Origin of the sequence: Roseivirga thermotolerans (assembly GCF_014653175.1) — a bacterium.
GTDB lineage: Bacteria > Bacteroidota > Bacteroidia > Cytophagales > Cyclobacteriaceae > Roseivirga > Roseivirga thermotolerans.
This window is the reverse complement of sequence record NZ_BNAG01000004.1, coordinates 37,157-51,161: the sequence shown is the minus strand read 5'-3', so window position 1 is coordinate 51,161 and position 14,005 is coordinate 37,157. Positions and strand designations below refer to the sequence as shown.

The 14,005-nt window shown below is 43.3% G+C and carries 11 protein-coding genes; 6 read left to right on the top strand and 5 right to left on the bottom strand.

The window, feature by feature from the left end; all coding sequences use genetic code 11:
- Positions 1 to 143: 143 nt before the first annotated feature.
- The 3 genes from smc (at position 144) to IE164_RS13985 (ending at position 5,218) form a co-directional block, all read left to right on the top strand.
- Positions 144 to 3,674 carry a chromosome segregation protein SMC gene (gene smc, locus IE164_RS13995; protein WP_189630877.1) on the top strand — a complete coding sequence of 1,177 codons (3,531 nt, stop codon included), beginning with the start codon at positions 144 to 146 and terminating at the stop codon, positions 3,672 to 3,674.
- 84 nt (positions 3,675 to 3,758) lie between these two features.
- Positions 3,759 to 4,379, top strand: a complete 621-nt coding sequence (locus IE164_RS13990; RefSeq protein ID WP_229838697.1) for an SGNH/GDSL hydrolase family protein — start codon at positions 3,759 to 3,761, stop codon at positions 4,377 to 4,379.
- Positions 4,376 to 5,218, top strand: a complete 843-nt coding sequence (locus IE164_RS13985) for a cyanophycinase (RefSeq protein WP_189630875.1) — start codon at positions 4,376 to 4,378, stop codon at positions 5,216 to 5,218. Before IE164_RS13990 ends, IE164_RS13985 begins: the two co-directional genes overlap by 4 nt.
- Here IE164_RS13985 and IE164_RS13980 read toward each other — a convergent pair.
- The 5 genes from IE164_RS13980 to IE164_RS13960 form a co-directional block, all read right to left on the bottom strand.
- Positions 5,215 to 5,652, bottom strand: coding sequence for a BLUF domain-containing protein (locus tag IE164_RS13980; RefSeq protein ID WP_189630874.1), 438 nt, complete (start codon positions 5,650 to 5,652; stop codon positions 5,215 to 5,217). The genes IE164_RS13985 and IE164_RS13980 overlap by 4 nt on opposite strands.
- Before the next feature lie 130 nt (positions 5,653 to 5,782).
- Positions 5,783 to 6,328 carry a hypothetical protein gene (locus tag IE164_RS13975; RefSeq protein ID WP_189630873.1) on the bottom strand — a complete coding sequence of 182 codons (546 nt, stop codon included), beginning with the start codon at positions 6,326 to 6,328 and terminating at the stop codon, positions 5,783 to 5,785.
- Positions 6,329 to 6,343: 15 nt separating this feature from the next.
- Positions 6,344 to 7,606, bottom strand: coding sequence for a hypothetical protein (locus IE164_RS13970; protein ID WP_189630872.1), 1,263 nt, complete (start codon positions 7,604 to 7,606; stop codon positions 6,344 to 6,346).
- Positions 7,607 to 7,608: 2 nt separating this feature from the next.
- Positions 7,609 to 8,187 carry a YceI family protein gene (locus tag IE164_RS13965; RefSeq protein WP_189630871.1) on the bottom strand — a complete coding sequence of 193 codons (579 nt, stop codon included), beginning with the start codon at positions 8,185 to 8,187 and terminating at the stop codon, positions 7,609 to 7,611.
- 242 nt (positions 8,188 to 8,429) lie between these two features.
- Positions 8,430 to 11,624, bottom strand: coding sequence for a PAS domain S-box protein (locus tag IE164_RS13960; RefSeq protein WP_189630870.1), 3,195 nt, complete (start codon positions 11,622 to 11,624; stop codon positions 8,430 to 8,432).
- Positions 11,625 to 11,860: 236 nt separating this feature from the next.
- On the opposite strand from IE164_RS13960, the gene IE164_RS13955 reads away from it, so the two are divergent.
- From IE164_RS13955 to IE164_RS13945, 3 genes are all read left to right on the top strand, one after another.
- A complete protein-coding gene (locus IE164_RS13955) occupies positions 11,861 to 12,370 on the top strand; it encodes a hypothetical protein (RefSeq protein WP_229838696.1) in 510 nt (169 codons plus the stop codon).
- Positions 12,371 to 12,618: 248 nt separating this feature from the next.
- The gene (locus IE164_RS13950) at positions 12,619 to 13,239 is read left to right on the top strand and encodes an RNA polymerase sigma factor (RefSeq protein ID WP_229838695.1); all 621 of its coding nucleotides are present in this window, start codon (positions 12,619 to 12,621) and stop codon (positions 13,237 to 13,239) included.
- The gene (locus IE164_RS13945; protein WP_189630868.1) at positions 13,229 to 14,005 is read left to right on the top strand and encodes an anti-sigma factor family protein; all 777 of its coding nucleotides are present in this window, start codon (positions 13,229 to 13,231) and stop codon (positions 14,003 to 14,005) included. The genes IE164_RS13950 and IE164_RS13945 overlap by 11 nt, the downstream gene beginning before the upstream one ends.

Genomic DNA, 14,005 nt, shown 5'->3' with positions numbered 1-14,005 from the left:
CAGAGACAACTACAAAAGCCATGCAGCAGACAATGCCACCTTGGCCAACGAAACTCTCTGCATTTTTTTACGCATTACCACTGAATTGTCGGTGTTAATTTTAATTTTGCTAGCTACTCTAATTTTTTGAGGCATATCAGTTCATGCAACTTACCAAGCTAGAAATAAAAGGGTTTAAAAGTTTTGGCGATAAGGTCATCATTAACTTCGATGAAGGCATTACCGGCATTGTTGGCCCCAATGGCTGCGGTAAATCCAACGTGGTAGACTCAATTCGGTGGGTTTTGGGCGAGCAAAAAACCCGGATGCTCCGTTCAGAAAAGATGGAGAACATCATTTTCAATGGCACAAAAAAACGCAAGCCCACGCAGCTGGCAGAAGTATCTCTCACATTTAAAAACACAAAAAACCTTCTCCCTACTGAATATACCGAAGTTACGATTACCAGGCGATACTACCGCTCAGGAGAAAGTGAGTACCTGCTCAACGGTATAAGCTGCCGCCTCAAAGACATTACCAATCTGTTCATGGACACCGGTATAGCATCCAATAGCTATGCAATCATTGAACTGAAAATGGTAGACGACATTCTGAACGACAAAGACAACTCTCGCAGAGCTCTTTTCGAAGAAGCAGCCGGTATCTCCAAGTTCAAAACCAGAAAGAAAGAAACCCTCAAAAAACTGAAGGATACTGACGATGACCTGGACAGGGTTGAAGACTTGCTTTTTGAAATAGAGAAAAACCTTAAGTCGTTGGAAAAGCAGGCCAAGCAGGCCGAGAAGTACTATCGGCTTAAAGATGAATACAAAATTGAGAGCGTTGCGCTGGCCAGAAAAACGGTAGCAGAAAAATCGAACCGCTTCAAACAACTGGAAAAAACCATTCAGCAAGAGCAAGACCGAAAGCTGGAAATCAATCAAATGATCGCCAGCCAGGAAGCTCAGATAGAAAAAGGCAAAACCGACCTCATAACCAAAGAAAAACTACTTGCTTCACGGCAGCGTACCCTCAACGAACATGTCAATAAAATCAGACAGTTTGAGAGCGAGCGCAAGATTAAAAACGAGAGGCTCACTTTTCTGGAAGACAAAAGTGATAACCTCCGAGAGCAACTCGAAGCCGACAAGAAAAGCAACGACAGGGCCTCTTTTAGTCTCGAAAGCCTCCAAAACGAACTGGAAGTAGCCAGTAAAGAACTGGGCATCATTGAGCAAGAGGTACGTTCGCTGGAAAAGGTATATGCCGAACAGAAAGAAGTGGCCCAAAATGCTCAACTCGCTTTCGAAGAACAACGCAAGAGTTTCACCTCCAAGAGAGAGCGCCTGTTCAATCTTAAGAAAGACATTGAGATCAAGGAAATTCAGCTCCAAACACTGAAATCGGAGTTTGAAAAGACCGAAACCGATAGTTCGGAACAATCTGAAACGCTCGACCGCTTTGACGAGAAGCTGGCCCTACTGGAAGAGCAGCGCGATGAAAAAGGAGCCCTCTTGCAAAAGCGTAAAGCCGAAGAAGAAAGACACCTGAAGGCCATCCAAGACACCAGCGAAACCATAGACATGGTGCGCGATGAAATGACTCAGGTAGGCCGCAAACTCGATAGTAAACGCAACGAATACAACCTTACCAAATCGTTGGTAGAAAATCTGGAAGGTTTTCCGGAAGCCATCAAGTTTCTCAAAAAGAAAGCAAACTGGAATAAGAATGCTCCCCTACTCTCCGACATCATTGCCTGTGACGATAAGTATAGGGTAACCATTGAGAACTATCTGGAGGGCTACATGAACTACTACATAGTAGACACTGAGCGTCAGGCTTTCGAAGCAGTAAATATTCTTAGCGATGCATCAAAAGGCAAAGCCAACTTCTTTGTGCTCGATGCATTCGATAAATATGAAGCTCCTCCTTCCAGACTTTACGATAATGCCATACCGGCTACCGAAATCGTTGAATATGATCCCAAATACAGGCGGCTTATAGGCTACATTCTGGAAAATGTATACATAGTAAAAGGTGGCCCCGGAGATATTCCTATGGATGAGCACGCTATTTTTATTACAGAAAGCGGCAAGTACACCAAAAGAAGATTCAGCGTTTCAGGAGGTTCAGTAGGCCTCTTTGAAGGAAAAAGAATAGGTAGAGCCAAAAACCTTGAAAAGCTTCAAAAAACAATTAAAGAACTCGAAGCCAAAAGCGTTGATATCAAAGATCGGCTCGACCAAAAACAGCAGGAACTGGCCAGACTTAAATCCAACTCTTTTAAATCAGAAATAGAAGAACTTCAGCGCGAATTCAACCTAATCAATGAAGAGTATATTTCCGTAAAAACACGGAAAGAACAGCTCTCTCAAATGCTCTCCAGCCATGCCAATCGCAAAGAAGAAATAGTCAAGGGCATTGAACGACTAACCACTCAGTTAGAAGACCTGCGTCCACAAGTGGAAGATGAAGAAGCTGTTTTTGAGGAAATAGAGGCAAGTATTGCCGAGTTGGAAGCAAGAGCCAAAACAGAGTCTCAACGACTGTCTGAAAAATCACAGGCCTTTAACGATAAGAACATCGTTTTTCATCAAAAGCAAAACCGGGTAGAATCCATAAAGCAGGAAATAAGTTACAAACAAACTGCTTTTGAAAGCAGCAAGCAGCGCATTGCCAAAAACCAGGAAGAGCTGGAGAAAAACGAACTGGAGATAAGAAAACTCATCGATACTTCAGAAAACAATGAGGATGAGCTCATTGCCATGTATGATGAAAAAGAGGCTATAGAAAAAGGAGTAAATGAGGCCGAAAAAGACTACTACGCACAACGAGGCGATATTGATGTAGCCGAAAAAACACTGAGAGAACTACGCCATAAAAGAGAGCTGGCCGATACGCTCATTATGGAACAGCAAAACAAGCTCAATGAAACCAAACTTGAGCTGAGTGCTGTAAAGGAACGACTGTCGGTAGAGTTTAAAGTAGACCTTGATGCTGTGCTGAGAGAAGAGGCCGAACCTGATGACCGTGCGGTTGAAGAAATTGAACAGGGAGTGCTCAAACTACGCGAAAAAATTGAACGCATTGGCCCAATCAACCCTATGGCCATGGAAGCCTATGATGAAATTAAAGAGCGCCACACCTTCATAACCGAACAAAAGAATGATCTGATTGAGGCCAAAGATTCGTTGTTGCAGACCATTGATGAAATTGACACAGTTGCCCGTGACACCTTCTTGGATGCCTTTGGCAAGATCAAAGAAAACTTTGTCAACGTTTTCCGCTCACTGTTTACTGAAGAAGACGATTGTGACCTGAAACTGGTAGACCCTTCCAACCCGCTGGAGTCTGAAATAGAAATTATGGCTAAGCCAAAAGGCAAACGCCCTCTTACCATCAACCAGTTGTCGGGAGGAGAAAAAACACTAACAGCCACCTCGCTTCTCTTCTCTATTTACCTCCTTAAACCGGCCCCTTTCTGTATTTTCGATGAGGTAGATGCCCCTCTGGACGATGCGAACATTGATAAGTTCAACAATATCATCAAGAAATTTTCAGCCGAATCGCAGTTTATTATTGTAACCCACAACAAACGGACGATGGCTGCTACCGATATCATCTATGGTATTACCATGATTGAGCAAGGTGTTTCAAAAGTGGTTCCTGTAGACCTTAGAGAACTGGCCGATTAACAACAAAGGATCAAACCGCCTATGAAAAGTATTTCACTCTGTATAATAGCCTTATTTATGGTCACTGGCTCAACTTTTACCCCCATGAAGAATCAAGAATCTCAACTCCACTATTTGGCCCTTGGCGACTCTTACACTATTGGAGAAAGTGTAGATGAAAACCAACGCTGGCCGGTACAATTGGCAAAACGCCTTAATGAGAACGGATTTACCCTTGCCCCACCAAAAATAATTGCCACCACAGGCTGGAGAACCGATGAACTGAAAGCGGCTATTGAAAAAGACGCTGAGCTTTTACCTCAATACGATATGGTTTCGTTGCTAATTGGGGTAAACAATCAATACCAGGGCCGCAGTGTAGAAAGCTTTGCTCCTGAGTTTGAAGAACTACTACAAATGGCTATTGAGCTGGCTGGAGGTAAGAAAAAGCGCGTTTTCGTTCTTTCTATCCCCGATTATGGCAAAACACCTTTTGGGGCTGCCAAAGCTGAGCAAATTGCACGGGAATTGGATGCCTACAACGAAGTATCTCAACAGATATGCAAGAAATACGGAGTAAAGTATTTCAACATTACTCCTATTTCCAGAAAAGCCGACAAAGACAAGGAACTGGTTGCACCGGATAACCTCCACCCTTCCGGAAAAATGTATAGCCAATGGGTAGACCTTATTGAAAAGGACGTTAAGAAATTGTTGAAGAAATGAGGCGCGCTCTGCTCTATGTGTTAGCCCTTAGTGCTTGCCTGCATTTAGTTGGCCAAACCACCGGGCCTGAAAAAGGCCACCTGATTATTGCCGGAGGAGCCCTTGCCGATACCTCCGTATATAATAAGTTTATTGCACTGGCCGGTGGCTCAAAAGCTCATATAGTGGTTATTCCAACCGCAGGAGGCTATGATGTAGACCAAGCGGCTAAAGAGAGAATTACGGCCCAATGGCAACGCAGAGGTGTAGGCAAGGTGAGTATACTCCACACCACCGACCCAAAAATAGCCGATACCGAAGACTTTGCAGCCGTGTTAGATGAGGCAACCGGGGTATACTTTCCAGGAGGACGGCAATGGAGGCTGGCCGATGCTTACCTTGGCACTAAGGTAGAAGGTAAACTGCATGCACTGCTCGACCGCGGAGGCGTCATAGCCGGTTCATCGGCTGGAGCTACCATACAAGGCTCCTACCTTGCCCGAGGAGATAGCAAAACCAATACTATAATGATGGGTGACCATGAAAAAGGCTTTGCCTTTATTGAAAACGTAGCCATCGATCAGCATACGTTGGCGAGAAACCGACAGTTCGACATGTTTGAAATTCTGAAACAATACCCTGATTTACTGGGGCTTTCTATTGATGAAAATACGGCTATATGGGTTCATGGCAATACATTTGAAGTGCTGGGCCAAAGCTATGTATTGGTGTATGACGGCACACATTGGAATCAGAAGGAAGGCCGATTTGTGAAAAACGCCAACGGGCAAGAGCGGTTTCACCTGCTCAGAAAAGGTGCCCGATACCATTTGTTGAACCGAAGAGTGGAAGGTAACTAAAACATGTGTTGAGCTCCACTGGAAATGTTCATCTCGTAAAAAGCTTTCAATATACTTTTGGCTCCGCCTTCTTTTATCACCTCACCAAAATGGAGATCGTCTAGTTTTACATAATCTTCCAACTGGCAAAGATCTTCGTCATGTACCTCTTTGAAAGCCATGGCCCAAGCGCCAAACTCACGCTCTTCAATATCTTCTTCAAAAAGAATAGTCACATTGCGATGACGAACGTCTTTACATATCCTTTTGAACAATCCTTCAACCTCCTTTTTATCGCCCTCAATTACCTGAAGAAAAGTACCATCATGATAAATGAGCAATCCGGAGATTTGTCTTGAATTGTTGTATCGAACACTTTCTTTTAAAATGCTTTTTAATACTTCCTCATTTATCGCGGTATTAGCCGAGCTAGTATAAACCACGCTTTTTAACATAACCCTGAAAATTAATAAACCCTAAAAAGTCTGAATGGCTGAATGCGGAAGAGGTGAATTACAAAGAGAGCGATAGAATGCGAGAATCTTATAGGTGTTTCACCTAATCATTACCAGAATAATTAAAATTTTAGTAGTAGAGGCAAATGCTCACCTCAAGAGTCTCTCTCAATTTAATGAGTCCGAAAAGTTTTTTAGGAGGGCTAAGTTCAAAACTGCTTGTACTAAGCTTAAACTCAGATTTTAAATAAGTATTTCCATGCTTATCGATCTTAATAAAACGCAATTCTAAAAGCTCAGACACTTTTCCGCCCAAAGTCAAGCTTACAGTGCTCAGATAATAGTTTTCTATTTTTCGAAAATTGTCTACACTGATTCCAATACTCGGATGTTCTGCTGCTCTAAGGGTTTCACGGAAATCTTTATTGAGTATTTTATTTCCGCAGTCAAAATCTTCAATCAGCAATTCTAAAAAAAGTACAGGAATTGAGTTGGCGCCATTTCTTATAAAAGCGGCTTCAGGCTGGTGTATTTCGGAGTATGTGCAGGCAAATTTACCGAGCGAAGTTTGCCCCTGAATGGTAATGGATTTCCCGGTTATCAACAGGCTATCTTGAGCACTGACGGACAACGGGGAAACCCACACTAATGCTAAGACCAATAGTCTCATGGTCATTGAGAACGCTTGGTTTTAGAAGCCAATAACCGCCTCCAACACTATACCATTGAACTGTCCGTCCTGGAATCGACTATTGGCAAAACCGGCTCCACTATACTCCTGATTCATATATTCCAACTTAACCAAAACATTGTTGGTCATGAACCACCCTCCGCCAATATTGACCCGGCTAATTTCACGGGTTGATCCGGCACTGGTGGTTTCGCCAGACACAGTGTTGTACCGACCACCAAAATACCACTGCTCTGCATTACCAAAGCGGTACAAGCCCTCCAAACCCAATTGGGTAAAATCTCCTCCTATAGCATCGTTGCCATTAGAAACAAACTCCATCAACCCAAAAAATTCAAAGCCACTAATTTTTATAAACGGATTGATTTGTATGGCTGTTTGGTAAGCAAACCGTGGGTTATATCGGGGATCAAAATCGGACCCACCATTGGCTACGGTAGCCAACGTTCCGTAGTAGCGTCCTCCTGCCCGGTCTCCGCCATAGAGGTAGTCTCTGGTTCCTTGGTCAGAACTGCTATACAAAGAGCCGGTTAACCGTAGGCGTAAGTCATCATTCACTTGCTTGTCCCATCCTACCTTACTAAAAAACACAAATCCGTCATCGCCTTTTAGTGGGCTTTGGTTGAGTCGTCCATTGGTAAGGCCCACCACAAAAATCCAGTCAGAAGGCATGAGAGTAAGCTCCACAAAAGGCTCGGTGGTAAAAGCATCCATGATGTAATTGCCCACAAAGGGATTATATATGGCCATAGCGTTGTCAGAACGTCTAAACTGTGCATCGCCATAGTTTATCTGGTCCATCCCCACTCTAATAGTAGCTATGTCCATTAGACCACTGAGTAATCCTTCCTGAATAAAATCCAACCTGTCGAATTGCAGATAGCCTCCCTTTACATAAGCCTCTGTGTGGTGTCTCGATGAGAGGTAAGTACGCAAATGCATGCGAAGCCCATCGGCCAACTGTGCATCTATGTTTAAATTGGCTGTGGGCAAATTGAAATTGGAGCCCAGATCTACCAATGGATCTCCAGTTATGGAGTTTTCATGACTAAGCCCCTGAAACTGAAGGGCAAAGTCTCCCCCTACACGCACATGGAACCCCTGGAATTTCACGGTGTCTTTTTTTGAGGTTTCAAAGACGTTAACTCCTTGCTTACCGGGTATTCTATAGTATTGCAATAGCTTTCGCTCATCGGTTTGGGCCAGCGCCACTACACCGGAGAACAGAAATAGAATGAGAAAAGTAAACCTCAGATTTTTCATGGTTATAGAGTTTTGAAAGTTGTGTTGAATTCAATGGTGACATCATCACCTGTTTTTATGGTGCCCATGAGTGCTGTGGGCGGTTCTATGTTGAAATCCGTAAGACGGAAGGCCGTGCGGCCTGTAACTTCTACTATTCCCTCGGTGTATTGCAGCTCTACAGTGAATGATACCTCCCGGCTGGTGCCAGCCAGAAACAGTGTACCCAGTGCTTTGCCTCTGCCTGTTTCATCGATAGAAAGATTTTGGAGCCTAAACTCTATGATTGGGTACTTTTCGGCATAAAGAGCCTTATAGGCGTTTCTATCCATCCCCTTCTTTCCACTCTTCAGGTCTTTGGCCTTAAGCGTTACCCTAGCCTCTTTTATCGTAGGATATTCCCCTTCATTGGCAAGGCACTCCAGAAATCCTTCAGCCACCGAAGTTTCCATGTGCCAGTCGTGTAACGTAGAAGTACCGAGTACTTTAAACTGCGGCCGGGCTTGTAAAACAAAGCGTTTTTCCTGGGCCCACAGGGCAGTGCTTTGCATTAGCCAAGCAGCCAGTAGTGCACAAAAAACGTAGATAAATCTGCTCATCATGACCTCCTCTTTGAATAACTCAAAGGTACCCGGAGCTAATGGCTCAGCGGCTGATGTGCGTCAACTCAGAAAATGACTTATAGTGGTGAAAAAAGCTGATATAGATCAGTATTAGTCAAAGAGAAACTGGTTCATAAGAATGACTGAAATGGGCAAGCAAATGGGCAACAGATTCCGGCCTTTGGGGCTACTATAAGAAAGTGCATTGACCCACTCCAGAAAAAAGACAGACTCCGAAAAAATCAGTCTTGCCCCCTGTATTCGCGCAGAAGTTGGGCCAAGCGCTCACAATCCTCTATTATGGATGGAACCATTGGACGCTCTTCTTCATGGGCCATAGACTGAATGCATTGCTCTATTCGCTCGGTAAGATCGTTTTGGCCACACATGCGAAAGGTGGTTCTCATTTTGTGCAGTATAAAGTTGGCCGAAGACTCGTCTTTGTTCTTAATGTAGCCGGGAAACTGCTGCACAAATTCTTCCAGATTGAGGATGAAGCTACCCAAAAGGCTATTGGTAAAACGCTCATCACTTACAGAATATGACTTAAGCGATGCCTTTATACTGTCCAAACTTACGTTTACCTGACGAGCGACTTTTTCGCTGGCAACAGGCTCTACCGCACTGGCACTACCTTTTATACTGGCTATAATTTTTTTGTGGAGCTCAGAAGGCATAAAGGGTTTTACCACAATATCGTTCATACCAAACTCCCTGATTCTGTTCATGGTACCGGCATCGGAAGAAGCAGTGAGAGCCAGGATGGGCACTTTCTGAAAATACTCCTCTTCCATTTGTCTAATTTCTTTGCTGGCCGTCAGACCATCTTTCTGCGGCATTTGCAAATCCATCAACACCAAATCGAAGGCTTTCGACTTGATAAGATCAATGGCTTCATTTCCATTTTGCGCAAGGCTCACTTTCACCCCCCACTTTTCTAAAAACTTAGTGGCCACAAATTGATTGGCCTGGTTGTCTTCTACCAACAACACATGAATATTGAGGCTATTGATATCTTTTTGAGATTCATAGTTACCTCCCAAGTCTACCTGGTTTTCGCTTTGTTCTTTGTATGGCACTTTTAATACAAATGAGAAGGTAGAACCTTCGTTTACTTTACTCTTCACTTTTATCTCCCCTCCCATTATTTCTACCAACCGTTTAGTAATTGAAAGTCCTAGCCCGGTTCCGCCAAAACTTCTGGTTATATATGATTCGGCCTGAACAAATCTGTCGAAGATTTTGGCCAGGTTTTCTTCTGAAATGCCAATACCCGTATCTCTAATTTCGAATTGCAGCTCTATTTCATCCTTGGTTCGGCTCAACTCTTCTACCTTAATCCGAACACTTCCTTCTCTCGTAAACTTAATGGCATTACTTAGAAGGTTATTCAAAACCTGAGATAAACGCGAAGGGTCACCAATGATAGAACTCGGGATGTCCTTATCGTAAAGCAGCTTCAGCATGATAGACTTTTCATCTGCTTTGTAGGCATGCGTGTGTTTAATGTTATTTACCAGCTCTTCGAGGCTGAATTCTATATTTTCCAAATCTATTTTTCCTGCTTCTATTTTATTATAATCAAGTATATCGTTCACAAGGCTGAGCAGGTTTTCACCGGAAAAGCGAATGAGCTTCAGGCCGTGCAATTGATCTTCTCTTGGATCTTCTTGCATGAGCAAATGAGACATGCCAATAACCGCATTGAGCGGTGTGCGAATTTCATGAGACATTACAGAAAGGAAATTGGCTTTGGCCTGCGAAGCTATCTCCGCTTTTTCCTTGGCCTCTCTCAATTCAATTTCCTGTTCCTTTATTTTGGTAACGTCATCGGTGAGCATTATCACTCCACCTATATCTCCTTTTCTATTGTACCATGGCCTCACCTCCCACTTAATCCACTGTATGGAGCCATCTTCCCGCTCAAACCGGTCTTCATCTTTCCTATGGGTTTTACCCTGAAGGCATTCGCTATGAATTTTTTTCCAGTCATCTCCAATTTCAGGGAATATTTCATAATGGCTCACCCCAATAATATCCCTGCCCTCCAAACCATAAGTTTTAAGCCATTGGCTACTATAGGCCAGATACTTCATTTCAGTATCGAACATGGCTACCGGAGCGGGCGTAGCCAAAACAAACGACTCTAACCGCGACCGTTGATTGTTAATAATGGCCTCTTGCTCCTTACGGATCTGTATGTTGCGGGTAGAAGATCTCAAAGACACTACCTTACCTTCTTCATCTTCTATGGCCGTGGAGATAGACTCGAACCAAAGGTATCGGCCATCTTTATGCCTCAGTCTGTACTCAAAGTAGTTTTCCTTCTCTCCCTCTAAAAGGGGTTGATGCGCTTCTTTTTGGGCCCGTTCAATATCTTCCGGATGCATGAGGTCGTAAGGAGAAGTACCGAGTATTTCTTCGGGTGTATAGCCGAGGTTATCGACTACCGAAGGAGAAACGTAAGTATATTCTCCCTTGAGGTTGTGCATACATACCAAATCCTGGGCCGATTCTGAGATGAGCTTATAGAGTTCAGCATTTTCATCGAACTTTCGCTGAAGCTGCACCTCGCGGGTTATGTTTCTCGAAATGGCCGTTACTTTTACCAGTTCACCTTCCTCATAGATGAGCTTGGACTTTTGCCCAACAATTAGCTCAACCTCCGGATTGCTTTTTATCAGTACCCTAAACTCTATGTAACAATCGTCTGCCCCATTGGCTATCTGCTCCCGATAAAACTCTTTTACTCTGTGCCTGTCATCCGGATGCACCAGATCAGTGTAGTGCATGGTTAGCAACTCTTCGCTGCTAAAGCCCATTTCTTCAGACATTAAAGGGTTGCAATAGGTAAACATGCCCTTGGCGTTAGCCTCAAACACAAAGTCATCTACATTTTCAATAAGGGTTTGGTACTGTCTACGGGCTTTCTCTAAAACCTTATTCTTCTTTCTGAGCTCCAATTGACTTACTACCTGACGCGAAAGTGCTGCAAGTGATTTTTTTTGTTCTTCAGAGAGTTTTTTGCTTACCCTGTCAATTACACATAGGGTTCCCAACAAATGCCCTTCGGGCGAAACCAAAGGTGATCCGGCATAAAAAACTATCCTCGGATCTTCAGTAACTAATGGATTATCATGGAAGCGCTCATCTTTTCGGGCATCGGTAATCTCAAAAATATGCTCCGGGTCGTGTATGGCATGGGCACAAAAACTTACGTCCCGAGAAGTTTGCGGTGCTTCTAATCCCACTCTCGATTTGAACCACTGACGGTCTTTATCTATTAAGCTAATGAGAGCAATTGGTGTGTTGCATATAACCGAAGCGATCTGTGTGATATCGTCAAAATCTCTCTCCGGAAGGGTATCTAATATCTCATACTCTTCTAAGGCTTTTTGCCTCTCTCTTTCGTTGTGTGGAAAGTCCGGTTTAATCATTTTGAGCTTCGGGGCGAAAGGTGAAAATCAAGCACTTAGACACTCTTTTTAAGTCTTGATTTTGCAAGCACGCAAGATACTATTTAATTGACGCATTTTTATGTAGCAAGGTTATTTTTTACCCAAATCGGGAGCTCCTGTCCCATATTGGGATGGATTTGTGACGAACAACATTTATAAGTATCTGAATATCAACGGAAGTTCTCTGAGGCGCGATGATTGTACCATTTTGGTCCATGAAGTGTTCATCGCTCCTCAAACTTTTCTGTATTCTCCTTTTTGCACTCAATTTTTACGGATGCTCAGGTCTGTACCATCAAACCAACAGACCAGGACTTTTTGGCAAATCTCCAGAAATTGAATTGACAGGAATCGAGGGTAAATGGAGCGGTATTCGACAAGACTATCCAATTGAGAGTTTTCAGTACTATGAGTTTTCCCAAGATGACGAGGGTTGGAAACTTTTGCTCAATAACAAGGAAATGCAAACTGAAAGCTTTAGCCGTGTGAATGACCTCACATTTGTAATACGCTATGTAGACCAGCAAGGCATGCCCAACAGTATTCTGGCTCAATTTAAGAGCTACGAAAAATCGGTACTCAATCTCTTCCATCTTACAGAAATAAGTACCGAGGCTCAAGACATTCGCGCTGTTTCCTTAAAAAAAGACTTCAATAAACATCAGTTAGATCAAGTGGTTGTAGCAACGCGGCTTAAAGGTACCCTCAATAAAATTGACTATTGACTACCTTTGGCAGCATGCCCAAAAGCGGAGGTGTTCTCAAAAGCTAGGTCAGCGTCACCCTAAACTTGCCTATCGATAGACAAGTTGAGATGAGGAATTTTAAGGCTTTTGAGATACCTCTTTTTGTGTTTCATTAACTGGCCCTTCAGTAGCAACCCTAACGCTTTACCGGTGCACGAAGAAATATGTTTAACTTTCTTCAAACTATTTTCTCTCGCTGTTCATCGTAGAACAGGAAGCACAAAGCAATGCGGGAATTCAACCTAATGCCACAAACCAACTTCTTAGTAAAGGCAGCCCAACAAGGCGATGTAATAGCACTTAATCAGCTGGTTAAACAGTGGCAAAAGCGTATATACAACTTCGCCTTCAAATACTTTGGCGATTATGACCAAGCCATGGAGGTAACTCAGAAAACGTTTATTTCCATGAGTAAAAATCTTGGCAGCCTTAAAGACGAATCGAGTTTTAAGCCATGGATTTACCGCATTGCTTCTAATTATTGCCACGAAGAAATTCGTAGGCAAAACAGAAAATGGGTTTTCCCCTTTTTAAAAGTGCAAACCAAAGACGATCAGCGCACCATTGCCGATACTTTTTCCGATTCTAAATCGGATAACCCGGAAAAATCCTTCGGCAACAAAGAACTCAAAAATGTGCTCACCAAAGCATTGGCTACTTTACCAGAGGAGCAACGTATGGTGGTGATAATGAAAGAGTACGAGGGGCTGAAAATAAGAGAAATAGCAGAGGTGATGGATATCTCTGAAAACACCGTAAAGTCTAGGCTTTATTATGCACTCGGTAGCCTTAGAAAGCTACTGGAGGAGTGGAACATTACGAAAGAAACGGTACACTATGAATTATAAACCGACCAGGGAAATGCTTATCGATTACTTATACGATGAGCTTCCCGAAGAAGAAAAACAGGCCATAGAGGCCTACCTGAAGGAGCATCCGGAGGAGCGAGCAAAGCTGGAAGAAATGCAAGAAACCAGCTTGTTGTTCAGTGAGTTAGAAGATGAAGAAATGCCTCAGCCAATGGCCTTTATTACGCCATCGAAAAACGAAGAATGGCTGTATTGGCGCAAGTACGTGGCTGTTGCGGCCACTTTGCTCCTGGTTTGTGTCTTTGCCTGGTTGAGTAACTTTAGAGTAGAGAAAACGAATGACGGATGGCGGATGGCCTTTGGGCCTGCCCAGTATGGTATGTCTGAAGAAGAGGTAACCGACCTCATTTACCAGGACAGGCTAATGGTTTTGGACTACATGAACACCAGCTTGCACAACCGCAACGATAGCATCAATCGCAAATTCAGCGCATTACAAGCCAGCCTGAATGATGACACCTTTCTGAAAGAAGCATTTAACAGAGAAAGAGAAGCACTGCTCAATGAGCTGACTGTATTTTCGGAAAAGGTAGGCGAAGATTATCGCGAAATTCTTCATCAAATAGTGCTGAACTTCTCAAACAATTTAGAAACACAGCGCATCGAAGATTTAAGAAACATTCAGGCAGCCTTTAGCGCTCTGGAAGACGCCACTGTTAATCGGCAAATTGATATGGAAGAAGCTATCATTGACTTAACAGAACGTGTGAATGCGGTAGCTGCCAACTTATCTAACAACAAATAA